Consider the following 20,777-nt stretch of genomic DNA (forward strand, 5'->3'; position numbering starts at 1 on the left):
ATGGTACGTAAATACGTCCTCCTGGCCTCAATTGTCCGCGCGTCTCATCGATGGGGCTACTTTGATGAGGGTGCGCGAGGACGATAACTCCGGCTATTGACTATCAATGAACACTGCACGGGTTTGACGGCCTCAACGCTCAATCCACCCACGAGCAAAAGAAGCACTGTGAACAATCGCTTTATGCTCGGACGGGGTAAGCGGGCGATGGGATGGCGGGCAGGATATGGTTGCTTCATCACGTTGCTCCTGAATAGGTACGTGTCGGTTATACCTGCTCAGGAAAAACGCTGCGTGTCGTACTGTATGTTGGGCGGTCGCGTATACAAACGCTTTACAAAAACGCCTGTGCACTACAAATACGGTGAAGCCAGCCAGATAATCTTGTTGCGCAGCCGCTTGATGAACGGCTGCCCATAGAGCTCCTCGAGGGTGACTTGTCTCGCACCTGCGATGTACGCATCCACGCGATGGCCGATCCATTGGGCCAGGTTGTGATCGTAGACTTCGGTGTCGAGCTCGAAATTCAGCCGCAGGCTGCGCGGATCCATATTGGACGATCCGATATACGACCAGGCGCCGTCCACTGTCATCAGTTTGGAATGGTCGAACGAGCCCGATGAGCGCCAGACGCGGCATCCCGTGCGGATGATCTGGTCCAGTTGCGCCGTCATCGCATAATTGACCAAGCGCAAATTATTGCGGCCGGGGATCACGACGTCGACGGTGATGCCGCGCCGCGCGGCGGTTGCCAGCGCCAGGATCAGCGGTTGATCAGGCAGGAAATACGGCGACTGAATGCGGATGTGGTGCTGTGCGACGGCGAGGGCGCCCAATAGCATATTGCGCGTGCTGACGACGGCGCGATCGGGCCCTGAGGGAACGCAACGCAGCGGTACCGTGCCTGCCGGCGTCGAGGCCGGGGGAGGAAACCACGGCTCGCCCTCGAGCATCTCGTGGGTCGTGAATGTCCAGTCGTGTGCAAACACCGACATGAGCTGCGTGACGACCGGGCCCTCCAATTGAAAATGCACGTCTTTGTTGGTCTGCTCGCCCGATAGGGCGCTGACAAAGGCGGCGCGTACGTTCATACCGCCGGTAAAACCCAGGTCGCCGTCGACAACGAGGATCTTGCGGTGGCTGCGCAGATTGGCATACGGCATGCGCAGCACGCCCAGGGGATTTGTCATGAACAGCGCGGTGCGTACGCCCGCGCGGTGCAGCATGCGCACGATAGGGGGACGGGAATACTTGCTGCCGATTGCATCGATCAGAACGCGGACTTGTACGCCGCGTTCGTGAGCCTCGATCAGCGCCTGTGCCATTTCCCGGCCGATGGGGTCGCTGTCAAAGATATAGCTCTGCATGGCGATGCAATGGCGCGCCTGGCGAATGGCCTGCATCATGGCAGGGTAGGCTTCGTCGCCTCCTGACAGGGGGGTGACGGAATTGTTGCCTACGACAGGGAAATGGCTGATCTGGTCACCCAGTGTCCTGAGCGACGAGAATTGGCTAGCCGAGTAGGGCACGACATCGTCGATGGGTTCCTGTTCGTAGCTGGCGTAGGACAGCGGAGTTTCGTCTCGTTGCTGCGAAACGCGGGTGTGACGGATGCGGTTTATCCCGGCGACAAAATAAAACAGCGCCCCAAACAGGGGGGAAAACAGGGCCACCCCGACCCAGCCGATTGCCGCACGTACGTCCTGTTTGGTCATGGCGGCATGGACGGCGGCACCCGTACCGGCTACTACGCTGATGCCGAATACCAAATGGGGCCAGTATTCATGTAAAAGCTCGTCGAAGCGATCCATATGCAGCTCTGAATGACTCTCGCAAGGGTGTCATGCCTATACATGGCAGGTGCGTCAGGATACCAAGTTGTAGCTGTTAGCTCGCATTTCGTCGTGGGCGAGCAACAAGTGGGCGTTCGTATGACGCTTGGATTCGTTTTACGGAGAGGCAGGCGGCGTGTGGAGGGGCAAGCCGACCAGGAGTGAATGTGAGATCAATTGTTCATACCGAGCATGGGAGATTTTAGAGCTCACTTGCTCAAACGATTGCTTAATCAGTGATGGCTTTGCGGTTGTGTCTGTACCGAGAGCAATCGTGTTTCGGTCAAGCCTAATATATGACCGAGCTAAGCACAGAAATGAAAAAGCCCGCTCAATGGCGGGCTAAATTCTAGTATCGCAATTCTTGTTCTAATCTTCATATGGTGGGATTTTTGATCTTTTATCCACATGAAAACTCAGAGCGATTTGGGGTGGCTGATGGGGCTCGAACCCACGACAACTGGAATCACAATCCAGGACTCTACCAACTGAGCTACAGCCACCGCTGAGTACTGCGAAGAGGCCGAACTATAGCATATAAAAAATCGCGATGGCAAATGAGCGGCGATGTTGGTGTTTGACGATCAGGGGGGGGGCCGAACCTTGAGGTACGAGGGCCAGCGCACGCTGCCGTTCGCCCCCGTTCTGGATAACTTAGCCTGACCGACAATTCATGCGCCGCCTCGAAAGGACGATTCCTCAGTCCGTTACAAAACTTATCAGGCTTGTCACGATATGCGCGGTATGCTGCCCTTTAGAGAGGGCCTACGAGTGCATCCAAATAATTTTGTTTACAAAGGATATCGGTTGACGGCGAAAGTCACCCGGGGTGTCCAAGACAGCAAGACAAACGCGTCGGGGTCACCCGTCTTTACCGCTTCGGTATTCGTGGTTCAGGCTGACTCCGTACAGGAATCGGGTGATGAGTATGAAGTCCCCAGCTTTGCCGAGGGGAATTTTGTATTTAGTCCGCGCGAAGCCGTGCACCAGGCGATCAGCCATGGGTGCGCGATTGTCGATGCCCTGACAGGGGTGACGGGATAGGCGAACCTATTCAGTCAATTGGCAAAGATCTCCGACCAACTGCGAGCTTTGCCCAGCGGTCTGACAATCGCGGACTGTTCCAGAATCGATACCGCTTTGTTGAATTCCTCGGCGGCTGCGCCGTCCTCGAGGATGACCAGGCGGCTGTTATCCGCATCGGCCATTTTGACGTCCGACATTTTGCCGTGTGTCTGGTAGACCTGTGTCCAATCGATTTTTTTGCCTGCTTTGAGGGCGATTGGTTCGATGTAGGTGAGCGAGGCGCCAGCGGTGCTGCGCACCGCATAGGCGAATTCGGCCGTGTGGCCGCTGCTGGCACGTGCTTTTGCGCTTTGGACCAATCGTTCAGCGCCCACGGCCTCGGCCAACGTGCGGCCGACTTCGGCGCGAAAACGCAGGCGGCTGAATTTCGGCATCCATTGGCTGCACTGAAAGGTCAGCGCAGTCGTCAATTTGATCGCATCCCACAGCGCATCCTGCAATTGCGATTGCGGGCCGGCGGCCGTGATGGCGCCACTATGGTCGAAGTGTGCCAGGCTGAGGCCCGGGGTCTGATTCAACTGGTCCAGCCGTTTGGGGGTGAGTTCGACGCCATAGGTGGCGGCATGCATGGCAGCTTCGCCTGCATCGGTCAAAAAGAACGAATTGTCGTCGGGATGAGCGATGTAGAACGTGGCATGCTGGCCGTCCAGGCCCATGGCAACGGGCGTGATGGCGCGTACAGCGCGTTCTCCGGCGGGCACGACCGTCCAGCCGGCCGGGGGCAGAAATGCGGTCATATTCAGATGAGCAGTTCAATCTGACGGCCTTTGAGCGGGTGGGCAAAGCCACCTGCCAGCGTCAGATTGGCGCGTTGCAGGAAATAAGGGATCAGGGAGGCGATGTCGTTCAGCGCAGGGACGACAGGCTCGGCATAACCTTCGCCTTCGTGATGCCAGATATGCTGGTGGGTGCGCTGATCGAGTACGTTGCGGTAGAGCGGCAGGTCTGAGCCAGCCAGATTCGTGTGGTAGGCATCGTTGGTATCAATACCCAGCACGCGATGCGGTCCGATGAACAGGCTGGCCGAACAGGCTTCTGCCAGGGTGATGATGGCTTGTCCGTGCACGGCAGTGCGCGCCGGACGATAGAGCGTACGAAAAATGATGTCGTCGCGTGTCTCGCCGCGCAAGCGGCAGGACGAGACGAATTCTACCCATTGGGCTTGTCCGGGCGCAGGGCGAGGCGTCCAGGTCACCGCTTTGGCGGTTTCCTTGGGCTCTGCCAGGATTTCGCGGACTTCTGCCGGGGTAATGAGGGGGGCTTGCGTAGTGGCCATGCGCCGTTTGGGGCTGTTGTCGTTCAGGGGATGCAGCGGGGCACCCAGCGAGGCGCCCGAAAGGGCCGTAATATTACAAGATCATGGCGTTGTCGGCAGGCCGCAACCGTTTAGCCGGCTGCAAAGCGGTGCTGCCTACCATTCGGCGAGCCGACATGGTAGGCAGTCTGGACGGTCCATCTGTCGCGCCGATCTGCCCGGAGAATCAACGAGAGGCGATCAAAGGCTCTTGCTGGCAAACGTGTCGCATTGGCGCAGGTCGCCGCTGTCCAGGCCGCGTTTGAACCACTGTACGCGCTGCGCGGAGGATCCATGCGTAAAGGCATCGGGGACGACATAGCCCTGGCTTTTCTTTTGCAGGGTGTCGTCGCCAATGGCCGTCGCAGCGTTCAGGCCTTCTTCGATGTCACCGCTTTCGAGGATGTTGCGAGCCTGGTCGGCACGGCGTGCCCATAGCCCGGCGAAGCAGTCTGCCTGCAACTCCATGCGGATCGACAGGGCGTTGGCCTGGCTGGGGTTACGCTGGCGCAGTTGATCGACCTGGTCGGAAATGCCCAGCAGGTGCTGGACATGGTGGCCCACCTCATGGGCAATGACGTAGGCCTGGGCAAAATCCCCCGGCGCGTTCAGTTGGCGCTCCATTTCGTCAAAGAAGCTCAGATCGATATAGACCTTGCTGTCCGCCGGGCAATAAAACGGCCCCATGGCCGATTGCCCGGTACCGCAGGCGGTCGGCGTCGCGCCGCGAAACAGGACCATCTTGGGCGGAACGTATTGCCGATTGAGATTTTCCTGGAAAATCGTGCTCCAGACGTCTTCGGTCTCGCCCAGGACTTTGGACACGAAGCGCGTCTGTGGATCGTCGGCCGGAGGCTGGGTCGAGGTTTGCTGTTGTTGCACCGGCGCGGTGCCATCGGCCATTTGCAGGACGACCGAGGGGTCCACGCCGAAATAAATCGCCACTAAAGCCAGTACGATGGTGCCTATGCCGATCGAACCACGTCGTCCTCCGAACCGCGGGCCGCTTGAGCGTCGATCTTCGATATTTTGACTTTCCCGCGAGTCATCCATGCGCATCTTGTTTCTCCTGAGCAAGCGCTAAGGATGCTAGGATAAACCCATGGCTCTCTTTTTCTCCATTCATCCTGACAATCCGCAACCGCGTTTGCTCAAACAAGCCGCCCAATGGCTGAGCGATGGCGGCTTGGTGGCGGTGCCTACCGACTCCAGTTATGCGGTGGTGGCCCATCTCGACGACAAAGCGGCCGCCGATGCGCTGCGGCGGTTGCGCGGATTGGACGAACGTCACCATTTGACACTCTTGTGTCGCGATCTGGCCGAGATCGGCCATTTTGCGCGGGTCGACAATCGTCAATATCGCTTGCTGAAGGCGGCGACGCCGGGGCCCTGGACCTTTATTCTCGAGGCGACCCGCGAGGTACCGCGCCGGGTATCTCATCCGTCTCGCAAGACTATCGGGATCCGTGTGCCGCAGCACGCGGTGACGTTGGCGTTGCTCGAGCAGGTGGGGGCGCCGTTGCTGTCTACGACGCTGATCCCCAAGGACGAAGACGAGGCGCTCAACGACGCCGAGGACATCCGTGATCGCTATGCCCATGAGCTGGCTGCCGTCATTGATGCAGGCGCTTGCCCGCAATCTCCCACTACAGTTATTGATTTGACCGGCAACGAGCCGGCAGTGCTGCGGCGTGGCCGGGGTGACCCTGCCACGTTGGGCTTGGTCTGATATAAAAAGATAACTCCGGCGCCTCATGTCCGACATCATTCAAGCTATCGCGATCTACGCGATCCCCGTTATTTTCGCGATCACCCTGCACGAGGCGGCCCACGGTTATGTGGCTCGTATGTTCGGGGACCCCACTGCCGAGCAGGCGGGGCGCATCACGCTCAATCCTATGCGCCACATCGATCCCGTCGGCACCATATTGGTTCCGGTGGCGATCTTGCTGATGTCCAAATTGATGGGCGGTCCCGGCATGCTGTTCGGTTGGGCCAAACCTGTCCCGGTGGATTTCGGACGCCTGCGCCGGCCCAAGCAGGACATGCTATGGGTGGCCCTGGCAGGGCCTGCCGCCAATCTGGTCATGGCCATTCTGTGGGTCATCTCGATGCGCCTGTTCCTGGCTGCCGGTATCGAAGAGGGCTACTGGTATCAGGTCGGCATGGCGGGTATTAACGTCAATTTGGTGCTAATGGCGCTCAATTTGCTGCCTATTTTGCCTCTGGACGGTGGCCGCGTCGTATTCAGCCTGCTGCCTAATCGACTGGCCTGGCAATACTCCCGGATCGAGCCCTATGGCTTGTTGATCGTGCTGGTACTGCTGGCGACCGATGTGTTGTGGACCTTGATGCGGCCCTTTATGGAATTGGGCTCGACCATCGTGACATGGTTCTTGTAATTGCCAATATTCCGGTAAACTCGACGGTTCGACTGACCTGTTTCTCGCCCGGTGCATGTTGCGCCGGGTTCGGAGCCCATTTTCATGGCATCCCCCGATTCCTCAACGATTACTTTTCAGGGCAGCATGGTGGCGTTGGTAACGCCCATGCAGCCTGATGGCAGCCTGGATTATCCGGCGTATCGATCTCTGATCGATTGGCACGTCGCCGAAGGCACCGACGCCCTGGTGGTGGTCGGCACCACGGGAGAGTCTCCCACGGTGTCCATGGACGAGCATGCCGAGCTCATCCGCGTGGCGGTAGAACACGCGGCAGGGCGTATTCCCGTGATCGCTGGCGTCGGCGCCAACTCGACTGACGAGGCGATCCATCTGACGCGTCACGCCAAGCGCGTGGGCGCCCAGGCGGGCCTGTCCGTGGTGCCCTACTACAACAAGCCCTCCCAGGAGGGCCTCTATCAGCATTTCCGCGCCGTTGCCGAGGCGGTGGATCTGCCGACGGTGCTGTACAACGTGCCAGGCCGTACGGTCGCTGACATGAGCAACGAAACCGTGCTGCGTCTGGCGCAAGTGCCAGGCATCATCGGTATCAAGGACGCGACCGGCGATATTGGCCGCGGGGCGTTGTTGTTGCGCGAAGCTCCCGCAGATTTTCAGGTGTTCAGCGGCGATGATCCTACCGCTGCCGCACTCATTCTGTTGGGCGCTCGAGGCAATATTTCAGTGACAGCCAATGTCGCACCACGGCTCATGCGCGAGCTTTGTGCTGCGGCCTTGGCAGGTGACGTGCCCAAAGTGCGTGAACTAAACTCGCGCCTGGCTCGTCTTAACAAGGTCTTGTTTGTCGAGGCCAATCCCATTCCTGTGAAATGGGCGCTTGCCCAGATGGGCCGTACGTCGTTGGGTTACCGGTTACCGCTGGTCGAACTCGGCGCGCAGCATCACGATACGGTCCGTCGCACGCTCCAGGAAACGGGTCTGCTCTAATTTAAGTGAGGATGCGTATGAACCAACGTCATGCCGCTGCGTCGGCATTGATGGCTCTGGCATTGCTGTCGGGTTGCAGCGATGTGAATGAATTTCTCGGCGGCGAAGAGTCGGTCGATTACAAAAGCACAAAACGTGGCGAACCGCTGAGCATCCCTCCGGATCTGACTCAGGCATCGAGCGATCCACGTTATCGTGCTCCTGCATCGGGCAGCACCACGTTCTCGCAATATCAAGAGCAGGGCCAGCAAGTCGCCTCTTCGACAGCACAGACTAGCAATGTGCTGCCCGAGCGCAGCGACATGCGAGTCGAGCGTGATGGCGATTTGCGTTGGTTGGTAGTCGATTTGCCTCCTGAGCAAGTCTTTCCCAAAGTGGTCGATTTCTGGACAGACACTGGCTTTACGATTGCGAACAACAATCCCAAGGCCGGTTTGATCGACACGAACTGGGCCGAAAACCGTGCCAAGATCCCCGAGAGCTGGCTGCGTCAGGCGTTAGGTTCCATTCTGGATTCGGTGTGGGATAGCGGTGAGCGCGAGAAATTCCGTACGCGTGTCGAGCGCGTCAATGGGCGTACCGAGATTTATATCTCGCACCAGCAGATGTTTGAAAAGCGTGTGGGCTCCGATGACTCCCAAGTGCAATGGGAACACGGCAAAGAAGACCCCGGTCTGAATGCCGCCATGCTGGCGCGCCTGATGGTGTATCTGGGCACTGACGTCGACAGCGCCCGCAAGCTGGTGGCTCAGGCCGAGGCTTCGCCGCAGTCGCCGAAGGTCCAGCAGGACGTACGGGCCGATGGTGCCATGCTGGTGGTCGACGAGTCCTTTGATCGCGCATGGCGTCGGGTTGGGGTGGCGCTGGATTCGGGCGGTTTTGCTGTGGATGATCGTGATCGTTCCGCTGGCGAGTATTTCGTGCGCTATGTGGATACGGATACGGGCGCTCAGCAAAGCGAGCCGGGTTTCTTCAGCCGGATGTTCTCTGGTGACAAACAAACCCAGGCGGCGCAATACCGCATCCATCTGACCGAAGTCGGTGGTCAGACACAGGTGACGGTGCTCAACGCCAGCGGCCAGCGTGACAATAGTTCAACGGCACAGCGTCTGTTGGGCGTGCTGAAGGACAAAATGGTCTGATGTTCGAGCAGGGCGGTGGTCCATGGCCCTGTCTCTTAAAAACGCCCCTGCGGGGGCGTTTTTATTTTGGATGGCCCGGCTTGGCCCAGCCCGGCAACAAAAAAGGGCTGCGACGATCGTCGCAGCCCTTTTTCACGTCTGGCGAATTTCGCCAGAGAGGTGATTTAGCCACCCGAACCCGGCGTGGTCGAGGTGCCCGGGGCCGGCGTGGTGCTCGAGCTGTCCGGAGCCGGGGTGGGTGCCGTGGGAGCGGGTGCCGCTGGCGCCGGTGCGGTGGTCGACGGTGCCGAGCCGGCGGGGCTCGAGGTGTCTTCCTTCTTGTCGCAAGCGGTCAGCGCTACGGCCAATACCGAAGCAAGAATCAAGGTTTTGCTGATCATGTTGAGACTCCTGTGAAATGACGATCATGCGGCCCCAAATCGGGGAAATCAGATTCCCATTAGGGGAAACCAGTAGTCAGGCTACAGGAATCAGGCGAGCGCTGGCGTGTAAAAATTAAAGCGGTGGCATCTAAAACGTAACAAGCTTTACTGATACGTTTTCGATATTTCTTAATGTTTCAGATGCCTCGTCCTCTCCGCTAACTGTGGGAGATGGATACGAATTTCTGTGGGATTTGTGCACAGCCCGCCGCTCCGGGTCCTGGTTGGAACTTTAAATTACATAGCGCCACTCAGTCAGACAGCTAAGTAGCACAACTACGTCTCCGGAGCGGACGATGCAAATGAGTGGACAGATCTTTCTGACAGAGCTCGCGCGTCTTTTAGGCGCACACCAACCTGAGGACAGCGCCGCCCTTTATCTCACGCTCGAGAGCGATGTGCAGGTCACAGTCAGTCTGGAGACCTCTAGCATCGAGAGTGTGCTCTTGTATGCGGAGCTAGGTGACGTACCCAGCGGGGACGCGTTTCTGCAGGACATGGGACAAGCGAATTTTCTGGGGGCTGGCACGGAAGGCGCCGTCCTCGCCCTGCGGCCGGATGATCCTGTCGCATGCCTCTTCAAGCAGGTCCCTATTGGCATCCATAGTCCGGATGATTTTCTGCCCCTTCTCAAGACATTTTGCGAAGTTGCCACCAATTGGCAACAGCGAATCCGAACCTATTGATTAATGGGCCGCGTGCCTAGCGAAGCGCCGCAGCGTAGCGCTATTAAAGCAATGGAGTGTCAAGATGGTCGGCAAATTACTTTCTACAACTTTCTCGCCGGATTCCCTGAACGATGCGGTGGTTGCGCACCCGTCTACGGACAAAAATACCCAGAGCGATGAGTTCGGCACACGGTCTACCGTTTCAGCTTGGGGCTTCTGGGGGTGGCTTGGGTACCGTGTTCATACGGCGTCGACGTTAGGTCAGCAGCAAGAGTTGTTCGCGCAACTCAAATCCGAGCTTAGAGAAAAGTACTTGAAGGTTGGGTCTATCAACTCTGAGACGGAGGCAAGCGCCCGTCGATTGAATTCGGAGATCAGCAGCGCAGAAAAAAAAGGATCATTCCGTGGCACTGATCAAGAAAAGGCGTCGATCAAAGCGGTCCGTCTCGCCGCCATCGCACGAATCGAAGCGGAGATCGATCTTCTATCCTCCAAAAAGGGCGCGTTCGTCACGCCTAGGATGATTGCCGAGCTCAGAAGCAAGGCCGACGTTCAATTTGCATCCATTACGATGAGAGGTCTGGATGATTATCGTCCGCAATCCACGGGCGGACGTGTGTCAGACGCTCAGAATTTCAATCCTTTGAAAGACTATAAGTCTTTGCTGAGGCGTAGCCAGACCGGATCAGAGGTTATTCGTTTCACGACGGACAGCGACATGTCGAGTAAGGGAAATCACGACGCTATTAAGTCCGAGAGTGGAGCGGCACAGCTGATGCTTGTACCTCAGGGAAGCGTTCCCGGGGAAAAAAACGTTGCCGAGAAAACCCTGGCGCACTGTCTGGCATCGCTTAAGCACGCCTATTTTCGTACAGACGCTGACGCAGGCTCGATCAGTACCAAGGAGTTGGCCTTTGATCGTCTCGTCAGTAAATACGTAGAAAGCAGATTAATTGACAAGACGACGGGACGGCTCTGTGATCTCACGAAAAACGACTTTCAAGCGTTAGAGCGATTGGCTTTCAAGAATCGGTCGACCGTAGGCCGCGCTGAAAGGCCGTTTAATGAGATGTTCGGAGCCGGTGCGGGAGATCCCGCCCACTCTCGCTACTCAGGATTTACCCTCGATAAGGACGCGGGTGTTATTCATTTGATCAGCGAAAACCCTCGGCACGCAGTCATGTATATCGAGACATTGGATTCCGAAAAGCATGTGTGGAAACTTACCAAACTCGATTTTGCCTACATAGCGGACACGTTACGGGCAAACCAGTCTTTGTTTGAAAGGCTCACGGACGAGTTGCTGCTTTGCGGGACGATCGGGCTCTCGGAGGGGGCTGTGATTCGGAGCATGAATGGAAAGGATGAGTATGACGTGATCCATCCGACGGTTATTTCAGCGGCAGATCTGAAAATCGGTAAATCTGTTCCTACTGACCCGTTGGGTGTCATAGGGAGCGGAAAAATGAAGGATGTCACCAGCATACGTTTGCCGATGACAGAGATTAAAAAAATCATCCAGACTGCGATCATCCAGCGTGAAAGTGAAATAAAGGATGAGCCGAATGATGTACCTCTCTATCATGTTTTCGGCAGGAATGCTTCCAAGGAAGAGTTGGGTAGCGAACTGAAGAGCTATCAACATAAGCAGGCCAGCGCCATGCGGGAGCTCGTTCGAATCCAGATGCTGTTTGATCATTTCGCCGAAATGAACCTCGACAGCAAAGAAGCAATCGCCGCCCAGGCTGCAGCCTCCGCTCAAGCTGCAGCCGCTGCCCAAGCTGCACCTCCCGCTCCCGTCCCCGTCATCCCCGTAGAGAGGCCATGGTGTCCGGAGGTGCTTCAATCGCTTCGCGCTCAAGGGCTCCTTGGGGGGCTATCGCTCGAGTCGCTGCAGCGTTCGCCACCCGACACGTCAATGCGCAAGGTTTTTGAGACCATGAGGGAGCGAATCGAAATCGTACAGGACGCATACGTCGCCTCAAGCAAGGCACGCGCAAAGCGAACTGACCTGGAGAACTACATTAGACAAGATGCCCATCGTTTCAGACATAGCGTTAACGGATTGCTGGAGGACGGCAAGACGCTTTCTGCTAGCGAGCGCGGGCAGCTTGAGAAACTTTCCGCATCCGAGATCAATGGTTTGTTGGCGGATCTTTGGAAGAACCAAAGTGCCATTCATCAGCTTTCTCAAAAAATTGAGAAACTATCGAATATCGAATCCTTAGAGTTGGATCTCAAGGCGGTTCGGAAAGAACTAGAGATGCGACAAGTGTCCAGGACTATCGCGAACGAGGTGTGGCAAAGCTCGAACGACAAGCTGGCTGCCGCGATGCGAAAACTCAAACCCGACAATTGGGAGGCCACCCCCAGTTCGGAAGAACTCAAGAAGTATAAGAAGGATGGTTCCTTCGAAGCCGTATATGAGACGTTCGTAAAGGACGCTATTGCGACCCAGCAGAAAAAGCTCGCGTCATCCGACCCTCTCCGAATTGATTTGATCATGGCGCGCATCCGAGAAAAGGCAGTTCGTCAGCCGAAGTCTGAACTCGCCTCGCTTTCGAATGCGTTGACAACGCAGGATTTTGAGCCACTTGCTGCCCGGCTTAGCGAGTTGAAGCCGGCCGGCTGGCGCCCGAACTGGACGGCGGATCGGCTCAGAGCGTCATTTTTGACCGACGCCAAAAGGCTCAATGACTATATTGACAACCTGGTAACAGAGCCAATGTTCGTGGAGAATAACAACAAGTCGGCCTCAGAAGCCGAAAAAGTAGTGCGTGACTCGCTCTACCCATTATCACGGCCATCAGCGGTTCGCGCCAAAAATTCCGACGAAGATTTGGCTCAAATTCGGGCCAGGAATTTCGGTGGCGAGGCGCCCAAAGTTCCTAGCTCGATGAGCGACGAAGCACTCGCCGAACTGGCGGCCGGCCTGGAGAGCCTATACAACACGCGTAGCGCTGAAATGATCAAGGGGGCGGATGGCTATACCGCGACCGATGAAAAAGGCCACCGTGCCGTTCGGGCGGGGAATTGTGCGGATTGGGTGCGCAGCATGATGCGGTTAGCGGGAGTGAATATCGAGGGTATCAAGCTCGCCTCAACGTCCAGCATTATTCCCGACCGTTACAACCTCCCTGATCCACAGGTACTGGCTCGTGGCCGGTACGACAGCTTCCGTGTCGGCGTTGCTCGTACTGGATTCAAGCTGCATGAGAAAACACCGCCATCGGTGAGGGAAATTTCACCTCAACCTCGGACTGCGCTGCAGAACCGGGACGGGTTTCTGATGCGACGGCGTAGGCATGGCGTCGAATATGACACGACCCAACGGTGATGAGCGTGCTGCCGCGTCTCGGCTTTGATTCCTGATGATGATTGAAACCATGACCATGAATACTATGACGACTTCTGAAACGCACCTCGAACAGTTGAGCGCGACCATGGGTTTGCCGCTCTCCTTCGACGAGGGCGTTTGCACTATCGCGCTGGACGACGCTCTTATCATCTGTATCACTAACGACGTGGACCGGGGGGCGTGGATGATCAGCGCCCTATTAGCAGACGAAGGTCAGATGGAGACGCTGGATCCGCAAGTCTGCCTATACATGAACTTTCTATTGCACATGCGCGATCTCGGGGCTATCGCGCTGACTGACCGTTATGGGCCGATGTTTTTGGTTCATCGTCTGCCTGTCGTACAGATGTCTCACGACGATGTGGTCAGCCGTATGGAGGACTTTATCGAGGCGTGGCGTCTGGTGAAACTGCGGCTGTTCTTTCCCGAACGAGCCGATGACAACCAGAGCGCCGAGTCTGACAGTGACATTGGCCGCGAGATATTCGTCGTTTGATCAAGCCGTTCGGAACGGTTGCCGATGGCCTAGGCTTGCCGATAATGCAACCAACCGGCATCCAGCCAATCCATCAGGCATTCGCGCTCATCTTCGCCCAGTTTGCGGCAGCGCGGGTCGTCGCATGACAGGCGGCGGGCATCGGCCAGGGCGCGTAATGCAGGGTGGGCGGTGACGATAGCGGTTTCGCCATTGATGAACAATTGCTTGCCGCGATACAGCATGCGGGTGCGGCGATCCAACTCCAGATAGCCGCTGTCCGGCCATTCCGACCCTAGGTCGACGACCGGTTCGGCCGGCGGATCGAACACGCTCAGGTTGCTGGGCTCGGTCAGCCAGCAGCCCAGGAAACGAGAGGCCAGCGCATCGTCGAAACGGACTTTGGCCAAGGTGTCCAGGGTGGCCTGCACGAGGTCGTCGGGCAGGGCGGCGGGGGTCTCGACTGCAGGTTGGCCCGGGTCACGATAAAGCGCATCGAGCTTTGGTCCAGGCAATGCGGGTTCGCCATACGGGCCTCCGAGCAAGCCGATGCGTGCCATCGCTTGATCCGCGGCAGCCTCCAGCAGGCCGCGTGCCAGAATGGCCTGTGTGGGCGCGCGAAACCCGATCGAAATCGTCATGCAGTCGCCGCCGACGGCAACGCCATCGTGCGCCGCCTGAGGCGGCAGATACAGCATGTCGCCCGGTTCCAGGATGACATCGTGTTCGGGCGTAAAGTTGTCCAGTATCTTGAGCGGCAAGCCGGGTTGCAGGGTCAGATCCTTCTGCCGGCCATAGCGCCAACGACGGCGCCCCGAGGCTTGCAGCAAGAAAACATCGTAGCTATCGAAATGCGGCCCCACACCGCCGCCATCCGAGGCCACGCTGATCATGACGTCGTCCAGACGTGCATCCGGAATGAAACGGAACAACTGCAACAACGCCATGGCGGCATCGTCGTGCAGATCCACGCTTTGCACGAGCAGCGTCCAGTCCGGCTCCGCAGGTTTGGGCAGGCGCGCAAAGGGGCCGTTTTCCATTTGCCAAGCGCCGTCCTCGCGCCAGATCAGGCGTGATTCCACATCATCGCGGCGCGCCAGCTTTTTCACATTCGCAATGCTGACCGGCGGTTTGAAATTCGGCATCGCCTGCCGGATCAGCAACGGCTTGCGTTGCCAGAAGCGACGCATAAAGTCGGCGGCGCTGATGCCGCCAAGCAGAGTCAAGGGTTCGTTGATGTTCACGGTAGGCAAGCTTTGAGGCGATAAAGGGCTTCCAACGCCTCGCGTGGCGTCAGGCTGTCGGGATCGATGTGGGCCAGTTCGTCACGCAGCGTGTCCAGCGCCGCCGATTCTTCGGAACGATCGCTGGCGGCATTGGCTTGCGCGTCGGCGTCCAGGGCTGCGGCGAACAGGCCCAGCTGCGGCGTAGGTGCGCCTTGGGCTTCCAGGCGTTCCAGTTCACGTGAGGCATGGCGAATGACCGCTGCGGGAATCCCCGCTCGTTGGGCGACTTGAATCCCATAGCTGCGGCTGGCAGGCCCCTCGCGGACCTCGTGCAGGAACACAATGCCTCCCGCGGATTCGGCGGCTGCCAAGTGCACGTTGGCGGCAGTGGGCTGCTCGGCAGGGAGACGTGTCAATTCGAAATAGTGCGTGGCAAACAAGGTCAGGGCCTGGTTGTGCGTAATCAGACGCAGCGCTATTGCCCACGCTAACGCCAAACCGTCATAGGTGGAAGTGCCTCGGCCGATTTCATCCATCAACACCAGGCTGTGCGGCGTGCTGGCTGCGAGGATTGCAGCTGCCTCGGTCATCTCCATCATAAAAGTCGAGCGTCCGCCCGCCAGATCATCTGCCGCGCCAATGCGCGTGAAAATACGGTCCAGTTTGCCGATGGTGGCGCGTTGTGCAGGCACAAAGCTGCCCGTACGTGCCAGCAATGCGATCAAGGCGATCTGCCGCATATAGGTGGATTTACCGCCCATGTTAGGGCCGGTGATCAACAGCATGCGGCGCGTGGCGTCGAGCGAGCAGTTGTTAGGCGTAAAGCGCTCGATCGTACGCTCCACCACCGGGTGACGGCCCGCCTCGATGGAAATATCGGCCTGCTCGGTCAGCTCGGGCGCGACCCAGCCATGACGGCGTGCATGCTCAGACAATGCGGCCAGGGTATCCAGTTCTGCCAGTGAGACGGCGCACTCCGAGAGCGGGCGCACGAACGCTGCCAGTGCATCCAGGACCTGCTCGTATAACCATTTTTCCCGAGCCAGCGAGCGGTCCTGGGCGGACAGGACTTTGTCTTCCCAGGACTTCAGTTCAGGCGTGATGTAGCGCTCGGCATTCTTGAGCGTCTGGCGGCGGCGGTAGTCGTCGGGCACCTTGTCGGTCTGGCCCTTGGTGACTTCGATATAAAAACCATGCACGCGATTGAACTCGACGCGCAGGTTATTGATGCCGGTCCGCTCACGCTCGCGAGCCTCCAGCTGCAGCAGGAAATCTCCTCCGTCTGCAGCCAACGCCCGTAGCTCGTCCAGCTCGGCATCGAAGCCGGCAGCGATCACGCCGCCGTCGCGGATGGCGACAGCCGGCTCCTGGGCAATCGCGCGGTTCAGCAGATCGGCAATGGCCGGGTCCAGCGAGAGATGGGCTGCGAGCTGCGCGAGGCGAGGCGTGCTCTCCATCGGCTCGAGCAACTCGCGCAACGTGGGCAGGGCGGACAACGCGTCTCGCAAGCTGGCCAGTTCCCGGGGGCGCACCGACCGTAGCGCCAGGCGCGAGGCGATGCGTTCGACGTCGGGAAATGCGTCCAGTGCGTCACGCAGTGTTTCCAACAAGCCTGCGGCACCAAAGGTCTGCTCCACGTCCATGCGACCCGCCAGCAAGGCGGCGATGGCTTGTTGCCGGGCTTGCGCAGGCGCATTGTCGCGCAAGGGGTGATGCAGCCAACGTCGCAGCAACCGGCTGCCCATCGGTGTCTGGCAACTGTCGAGCAATGAGAACAAGGTCGGGGAGTCTTCACCACTCAGGGTTTGAGTCAACTCCAGATTGCGGCGCGTGACCGGGTCCATCAATACATACTGGCCCGGGCGGTCAACGGCAATGCTCTGCACATGGGCCAAGGCCTGCGATTGCGTCCGTGCGGCATAACGCAGCAACGCGCCCGCCGCGCAGATGGCTGCCGGCATGTCGTCCACGTCAAAGCCCGACAAGGTATCGGTCTTGAAGTGCGCCAACAGATGCGCGCGTGCACCATCGCTCTCGAAATGCCAATCGGGGACGCGCGTACGGGCGCCGTCGAACGACAGGGGCAACTCGGCACTTTCTGCGTAGACCAATTCTGCTGGCGCAATACGATGTAACTCGGACTCGATCTGCGCGGGGGCACATTCGGTCACGCGAAACTCGCCGCTGGCCAAGTTCAACCAAGCCAATCCGGCGCGTTGGTTGCGTGCTTTACCGCTGATGCAGACGGCAGCCAGTGCGCGGTCGGCTTTGGCTGGCAGCAGCGCTTCGTCGGTGAGGGTGCCGGGCGTGACAATACGCACGATGCGCCGCTCGACCGGACCTTTAGAGGCCGCAGGGTCGCCGATTTGTTCGCAAATGGCGACGGATTCACCCTGGGCAACCAGACGGGCCAGGTATTGCTCCATGGCGTGCACCGGAATGCCCGCCATGGGAATCGGCGTGCCGTTCGAGGCGCCCCGTTTGGTCAAGGTCAGACCCAGCAAGCGAGCCCCGCGCTCGGCGTCTTCGTAGAACATTTCGTAGAAGTCGCCCATGCGATAGAACAGCAGCAACGGCCCCGCTTCGGCTTTGAGGCGAAGATATTGCTGCATCATCGGCGTATGGCCGGCCAGGGAATCGGTAGGGGATTTTTGCGGTGCGGAATTCATGCCCGGTATTGTATCGGGCCAGGGAGACGGCGGAAGTGGGATGAGTGGCTAATGGGGTGAATAGGTCGGAACGTTTATCTTCGCGCATGCTTGTTGCAGGCGCCTGTCGCGAGTCCATAGACGGACATCATCTGTCATCAGCGTAGAGGCGAGCAAGTGTAGGTCGACATATCCTATACCTAGACCATACAGCTCTGCATGATGCAGTAGATGCAACGCCTCCTCAAATGTGGCTGCTTTGACTTGAGGCAAGGCCATCAGACTGCTGAGAATGACATCGCGATTGGACAGGCTGCCCAATGCAAGTTCCCCAATGATGTAGGGATGCGTGGTGACTTGGCCATCGTCAAGCAGATGTTCAAGCACCAGATTGCCTGGCTTGCCAAGGAAATCGATCCAAATGGAAGTGTCAGCTAGGATCATCGACAGGGTCCGACCGGCGGCGAGGCACCGGGTTAAGATCGGGCGAAGAGCCGCCCATGCGCGCCAAGCGCCGTGAGGCCTCGATTTCCACCATTTGTTTCAAAGCCTGCTGGAGTAATGCGGATGTTTCCTGAATGCCGGAAAAATCTTTCGCTTTAGCAACCAATTCATCGTCCAACGTTATGGTTGTTCGCATGATCTGCTCCCGCGTTCTATATGATTAGCATCAAATTTAGCATCATTTGATGTAAAAATTGATGATTTCGAGAGGGAGGTCTGCATTTGTACTGATTTTTCTGCAATGGAGAGGGCCATCGCCCAACGCTTGGCGCAGTATTGGTAAGGGCGGCAGGATACGTCCTCAGGCCTGCGGACGAGTGGTTCGAGATCTCATTGCCGCAAATTCGGACTGGATCGGGTTCAAAAGTTGGCAAATGGCGATTTATCTCACACGGATCTGATCAGGTCGCGTCGCCGCTCCCACACTGCAGGTGCAACCAGATGGGCGGGCCGTTGATTTTGTAGCGCGTCAATCACCTGAGAGGCGACTGCTCGGGCGGTACGGGCCAGAGCTTGTTCAGTACTGCCTCCCGCATGAGGCGCCAAGAGGACGTGAGGCATGTGTAGTAGCGCCGAGTCAATCGCGGGTGGTTCTTGGGCAAATACATCCAGGCCTGCTCCACCTATCTGACCGGATGCTAGATGGCGTACGAGTGCGGCTTCATCTACCAAGTCGCCTCGCGCGGTATTGATGATGAGCGACCCCGGTTTCATAGAGGCGAGCAGAGTATCCGTCAGTAGTGGACCGGTGCCAGGACGGGAGGGACGGTGCAAGGACAGGACATCGACCTGATGGACTAGCTCGGGCAGGCTATCGATGGACTCGAAACCGGCATCGGTAATTTCCTCGGGTGCGACCGAGGGAGAGTACACACGTACTGCCATCCCAAAACCGCCAGCCGCCATCCGTGCCAATAATCGTCCGATCTGGCCAAAGCCGACGATGCCCAGCGACATGCTGGAAAGTTCTTGCAAACCGGGCTCATACCGCACATCCCAATTGCCCTTGCGCACAGCCTGATCCAGCACCACCGTGCGTTTGACCAGCGCCAACATCATCGACAGGGCCAGTTCTGCCACGGAACGTGCGTTGGCGCCGGGAGTGTTTACAACAGGAATTCCCAGCCGTTCGGCTGACGCGAGATCAATGGCATTGGTACCCGCGCCGTGGCTGCCGATGATACGCAGTTTCGGAGCGGATTCGATGGCGAGCGTGTTCAAGCCCGCATTACGGGTAATGACAGCATCGCAGTCTCTAATGGCGTCGGCGACGTCTTGCATGGATGCAGATTTAGGGGTGACGCAGGTGATGCCCGCCGTGCGCAGCATTGCCAGCCCCTGTTCATGAATGGGTTGAACGATCAGACATTTCATCGGTGGGTTGCCTCGAGAAATCCCGGCATTCAAGCCGGAACGAAAAAGGAGAGCCGTTGTGCACCTGTAGGCACTGCCGGGGACTCTTGATGACTACATAGCCGTGTGGTCAGCGGCGAGAATATCGGACAGTAATTGCGTCGCCATCGCGAAATCCGATATGTCCATGGCCTCGTGAGGGTTGTGTGAGCCGTTTTGATTACGCACGAAAATCATGGCGGTCGGAATTTCCTGTTGCGCGAACACCGCCGCATCATGTCCTGCCCCGCTGGGCATAGCCAGCGCAGGGATGGCGCGGGCCGAGGCCAAGGCAGTCAATTGGGCGATCAGCTTTGTGTCCATGAGGGCGGGTTGCGAGCCTGTCTTGGGGCCAAAGTGCACCTCGGTGGAGGTGGCTCGCGCTGTGTCCAACGCGTGATCGCGCAACAACTGATCAAACCGCTCGAGCAGGGGAACGCTAATGCTGCGTACGTCGATGCAGCAGTCCAGTTCGCCGGCCACCTTGCTGAAGGCATGCTGAGCCGGGTTGGTCGATAGTTGGCCTACTGTCACGACGAGGTCCTCGCCATCAGCCTCAAGGTCTGCCCAGGTTTTATCCAGCGCGGTCATCCACAATGCTGCGGCACGCACGGCATCGCGTCGGTAACGCCGGTTGACTGCACCGGAGTGCGCGTATTCGCCGATCCAACGCATGTCGCGATATCGAAAACTGCCGCGGATGCCGGTAACGATGCCCACAGGTATGTCGGCGTCGACCAGCGTCGGGCCTTGTTCGATATGCAACTCGATGAAGCGATCGATCCCGGTGGGGTTTAGCGCAGCACGTCCGAATGCGGCCGGGTCAATAGACAAGGTGGACAGATGTTCACGTAGCGTCTGGCGGGTATCGGCGCGTGGCAGCTCGAGCACCGAGGCGTCGACCAAACCAAAGGCGGCCTTGCTGCCCAAATATGAGTAAGGAAACCAGGTGCTTTCTTCCGCGCGAATCGCCATGACGGTAACGTCGGCCTGTGGCCGATAGCCGGCCGTATGCCAACCTGCCAGCACCGACAATCCTGCGACCACGCCTGCCGCCCCATCGAAATTCCCGCCGGCAGGTACAGAGTCCAGATGCGAGCCTGTCAACCGTACGGGCCGATCCCGATAATGTCCCGGTAATGTGATGTAGAGATTGCCACTGGTATCAACACGAGTTTCCAGACCTAATTGGCGTGCTGTGTTCTGCATCAAGTCGTGGGCGCGTTGTTCTCCGGCACCGTAGGTGTCGCGGGTCACGCCCAGTCCGTCGAACGACTGTGTACGCAAAGTCTCGAAGAGGCGGATTGCCAGGTCGATATCCGGATCGGGGAGATGGCTCAT

19 protein-coding genes and 1 tRNA gene are annotated in these 20,777 nt (G+C 58.2%); 8 read left to right on the top strand and 12 right to left on the bottom strand.

Annotated features, from left to right (window positions below):
• Nucleotides 1–353 precede the first annotated feature (353 nt).
• Complete coding sequence (locus ACYVI2_RS06635; RefSeq protein WP_415820535.1) at nt 354–1,811, bottom strand: phospholipase D-like domain-containing protein; 1,458 nt, start codon at nt 1,809–1,811, stop codon at nt 354–356.
• A gap of 448 nt (nt 1,812–2,259) precedes the next feature.
• Nucleotides 2,260–2,335: transfer RNA gene (locus ACYVI2_RS06640), tRNA-His, on the bottom strand.
• Nucleotides 2,336–2,603: 268 nt separating this feature from the next.
• Between ACYVI2_RS06640 and ACYVI2_RS06645 the strand changes: the two genes are divergently transcribed.
• A complete protein-coding gene (locus ACYVI2_RS06645; RefSeq protein ID WP_415820534.1) occupies nt 2,604–2,876 on the top strand; it encodes a hypothetical protein in 273 nt (90 codons plus the stop codon).
• 14 nt (nt 2,877–2,890) lie between these two features.
• On the opposite strand, the gene ACYVI2_RS06650 is transcribed toward ACYVI2_RS06645, so the two are convergent.
• From ACYVI2_RS06650 to ypfJ, 3 genes are all read right to left on the bottom strand, one after another.
• Nucleotides 2,891–3,655 (bottom strand): DUF1828 domain-containing protein, encoded by a 765-nt coding sequence (locus ACYVI2_RS06650; RefSeq protein ID WP_415820533.1) that lies wholly within the window; start codon nt 3,653–3,655, stop codon nt 2,891–2,893.
• 2 nt (nt 3,656–3,657) lie between these two features.
• Nucleotides 3,658–4,194, bottom strand: a complete 537-nt coding sequence (locus ACYVI2_RS06655) for a hypothetical protein (protein WP_415820532.1) — start codon at nt 4,192–4,194, stop codon at nt 3,658–3,660.
• Between the two features lie 219 nt (nt 4,195–4,413).
• Nucleotides 4,414–5,271, bottom strand: coding sequence for a KPN_02809 family neutral zinc metallopeptidase (gene ypfJ, locus ACYVI2_RS06660; RefSeq protein WP_415820531.1), 858 nt, complete (start codon nt 5,269–5,271; stop codon nt 4,414–4,416).
• 43 nt (nt 5,272–5,314) lie between these two features.
• Between ypfJ and ACYVI2_RS06665 the strand changes: the two genes are divergently transcribed.
• From ACYVI2_RS06665 to bamC, 4 genes are all read left to right on the top strand, one after another.
• The gene (locus ACYVI2_RS06665) at nt 5,315–5,941 is read left to right on the top strand and encodes an L-threonylcarbamoyladenylate synthase (protein ID WP_415820530.1); all 627 of its coding nucleotides are present in this window, start codon (nt 5,315–5,317) and stop codon (nt 5,939–5,941) included.
• Nucleotides 5,942–5,966: 25 nt separating this feature from the next.
• Complete coding sequence (locus ACYVI2_RS06670; protein WP_415820529.1) at nt 5,967–6,614, top strand: site-2 protease family protein; 648 nt, start codon at nt 5,967–5,969, stop codon at nt 6,612–6,614.
• An 84-nt stretch (nt 6,615–6,698) separates the two neighbouring features.
• Complete coding sequence (dapA, locus tag ACYVI2_RS06675; protein WP_415820528.1) at nt 6,699–7,601, top strand: 4-hydroxy-tetrahydrodipicolinate synthase; 903 nt, start codon at nt 6,699–6,701, stop codon at nt 7,599–7,601.
• An 11-nt stretch (nt 7,602–7,612) separates the two neighbouring features.
• Nucleotides 7,613–8,743: an outer membrane protein assembly factor BamC gene (bamC, locus tag ACYVI2_RS06680; protein WP_415820527.1), complete on the top strand. Its 1,131-nt coding sequence runs from the start codon at nt 7,613–7,615 to the stop codon at nt 8,741–8,743.
• 164 nt (nt 8,744–8,907) lie between these two features.
• Here the strand turns inward: bamC and ACYVI2_RS06685 are convergent, their stop codons facing one another.
• Nucleotides 8,908–9,123: an endopeptidase gene (locus ACYVI2_RS06685; RefSeq protein WP_415820526.1), complete on the bottom strand. Its 216-nt coding sequence runs from the start codon at nt 9,121–9,123 to the stop codon at nt 8,908–8,910.
• Between the two features lie 344 nt (nt 9,124–9,467).
• Between ACYVI2_RS06685 and ACYVI2_RS06690 the strand changes: the two genes are divergently transcribed.
• From ACYVI2_RS06690 to ACYVI2_RS06700, 3 genes are all read left to right on the top strand, one after another.
• Complete coding sequence (locus tag ACYVI2_RS06690; protein WP_415820525.1) at nt 9,468–9,851, top strand: type III secretion system chaperone; 384 nt, start codon at nt 9,468–9,470, stop codon at nt 9,849–9,851.
• A 64-nt stretch (nt 9,852–9,915) separates the two neighbouring features.
• Nucleotides 9,916–13,170, top strand: coding sequence for a hypothetical protein (locus ACYVI2_RS06695; RefSeq protein WP_415820524.1), 3,255 nt, complete (start codon nt 9,916–9,918; stop codon nt 13,168–13,170).
• 34 nt (nt 13,171–13,204) lie between these two features.
• The gene (locus tag ACYVI2_RS06700) at nt 13,205–13,687 is read left to right on the top strand and encodes a CesT family type III secretion system chaperone (RefSeq protein ID WP_415820523.1); all 483 of its coding nucleotides are present in this window, start codon (nt 13,205–13,207) and stop codon (nt 13,685–13,687) included.
• A gap of 29 nt (nt 13,688–13,716) precedes the next feature.
• Here ACYVI2_RS06700 and ACYVI2_RS06705 read toward each other — a convergent pair whose 3' ends face one another.
• From ACYVI2_RS06705 to ACYVI2_RS06730, 6 genes are all read right to left on the bottom strand, one after another.
• Nucleotides 13,717–14,856, bottom strand: coding sequence for a ribosomal protein uL16 3-hydroxylase (locus ACYVI2_RS06705; RefSeq protein WP_415820558.1), 1,140 nt, complete (start codon nt 14,854–14,856; stop codon nt 13,717–13,719).
• A gap of 50 nt (nt 14,857–14,906) precedes the next feature.
• Nucleotides 14,907–17,561 carry a DNA mismatch repair protein MutS gene (mutS, locus tag ACYVI2_RS06710; RefSeq protein ID WP_415820522.1) on the bottom strand — a complete coding sequence of 885 codons (2,655 nt, stop codon included), beginning with the start codon at nt 17,559–17,561 and terminating at the stop codon, nt 14,907–14,909.
• A 48-nt stretch (nt 17,562–17,609) separates the two neighbouring features.
• Entirely contained in the window at nt 17,610–17,984 is a 375-nt protein-coding gene (locus tag ACYVI2_RS06715) for a type II toxin-antitoxin system VapC family toxin (RefSeq protein ID WP_415820521.1), read from the bottom strand.
• A complete protein-coding gene (locus ACYVI2_RS06720; RefSeq protein ID WP_415820520.1) occupies nt 17,971–18,180 on the bottom strand; it encodes a type II toxin-antitoxin system VapB family antitoxin in 210 nt (69 codons plus the stop codon). The genes ACYVI2_RS06715 and ACYVI2_RS06720 overlap by 14 nt, the downstream gene beginning before the upstream one ends.
• Nucleotides 18,181–18,431: 251 nt before the next feature.
• Nucleotides 18,432–19,418 (bottom strand): hydroxyacid dehydrogenase, encoded by a 987-nt coding sequence (locus ACYVI2_RS06725; protein ID WP_415820519.1) that lies wholly within the window; start codon nt 19,416–19,418, stop codon nt 18,432–18,434.
• Between the two features lie 93 nt (nt 19,419–19,511).
• Complete coding sequence (locus tag ACYVI2_RS06730) at nt 19,512–20,777, bottom strand: Zn-dependent hydrolase (RefSeq protein WP_415820518.1); 1,266 nt, start codon at nt 20,775–20,777, stop codon at nt 19,512–19,514.

The sequence above is a fragment of the Bordetella tumbae genome, assembly GCF_054780995.1.

What these genes read in the sequence shown, in the direction of transcription:
- ACYVI2_RS06635 (WP_415820535.1), bottom strand. Translation starts at nt 1,811, where the DNA reads ATGGATCGCTTCGACGAGCTTTTACATGAATACTGGCCCCATTTGGTA.
- ACYVI2_RS06650 (WP_415820533.1), bottom strand. Translation starts at nt 3,655, where the DNA reads ATGACCGCATTTCTGCCCCCGGCCGGCTGGACGGTCGTGCCCGCCGGA.
- ACYVI2_RS06655 (WP_415820532.1), bottom strand. Translation starts at nt 4,194, where the DNA reads ATGGCCACTACGCAAGCCCCCCTCATTACCCCGGCAGAAGTCCGCGAA.
- ypfJ (WP_415820531.1), bottom strand. Translation starts at nt 5,271, where the DNA reads ATGCGCATGGATGACTCGCGGGAAAGTCAAAATATCGAAGATCGACGC.
- ACYVI2_RS06665 (WP_415820530.1), top strand. Translation starts at nt 5,315, where the DNA reads ATGGCTCTCTTTTTCTCCATTCATCCTGACAATCCGCAACCGCGTTTG.
- ACYVI2_RS06670 (WP_415820529.1), top strand. Translation starts at nt 5,967, where the DNA reads ATGTCCGACATCATTCAAGCTATCGCGATCTACGCGATCCCCGTTATT.
- dapA (WP_415820528.1), top strand. Translation starts at nt 6,699, where the DNA reads ATGGCATCCCCCGATTCCTCAACGATTACTTTTCAGGGCAGCATGGTG.
- bamC (WP_415820527.1), top strand. Translation starts at nt 7,613, where the DNA reads ATGCGTATGAACCAACGTCATGCCGCTGCGTCGGCATTGATGGCTCTG.
- ACYVI2_RS06685 (WP_415820526.1), bottom strand. Translation starts at nt 9,123, where the DNA reads ATGATCAGCAAAACCTTGATTCTTGCTTCGGTATTGGCCGTAGCGCTG.
- ACYVI2_RS06690 (WP_415820525.1), top strand. Translation starts at nt 9,468, where the DNA reads ATGAGTGGACAGATCTTTCTGACAGAGCTCGCGCGTCTTTTAGGCGCA.
- ACYVI2_RS06695 (WP_415820524.1), top strand. Translation starts at nt 9,916, where the DNA reads ATGGTCGGCAAATTACTTTCTACAACTTTCTCGCCGGATTCCCTGAAC.
- ACYVI2_RS06700 (WP_415820523.1), top strand. Translation starts at nt 13,205, where the DNA reads ATGATGATTGAAACCATGACCATGAATACTATGACGACTTCTGAAACG.
- ACYVI2_RS06705 (WP_415820558.1), bottom strand. Translation starts at nt 14,856, where the DNA reads ATGCGTCGCTTCTGGCAACGCAAGCCGTTGCTGATCCGGCAGGCGATG.
- mutS (WP_415820522.1), bottom strand. Translation starts at nt 17,561, where the DNA reads ATGAATTCCGCACCGCAAAAATCCCCTACCGATTCCCTGGCCGGCCAT.
- ACYVI2_RS06715 (WP_415820521.1), bottom strand. Translation starts at nt 17,984, where the DNA reads ATGATCCTAGCTGACACTTCCATTTGGATCGATTTCCTTGGCAAGCCA.
- ACYVI2_RS06720 (WP_415820520.1), bottom strand. Translation starts at nt 18,180, where the DNA reads ATGCGAACAACCATAACGTTGGACGATGAATTGGTTGCTAAAGCGAAA.
- ACYVI2_RS06725 (WP_415820519.1), bottom strand. Translation starts at nt 19,418, where the DNA reads ATGAAATGTCTGATCGTTCAACCCATTCATGAACAGGGGCTGGCAATG.
- ACYVI2_RS06730 (WP_415820518.1), bottom strand. Translation starts at nt 20,777, where the DNA reads ATGAGCCATCTCCCCGATCCGGATATCGACCTGGCAATCCGCCTCTTC.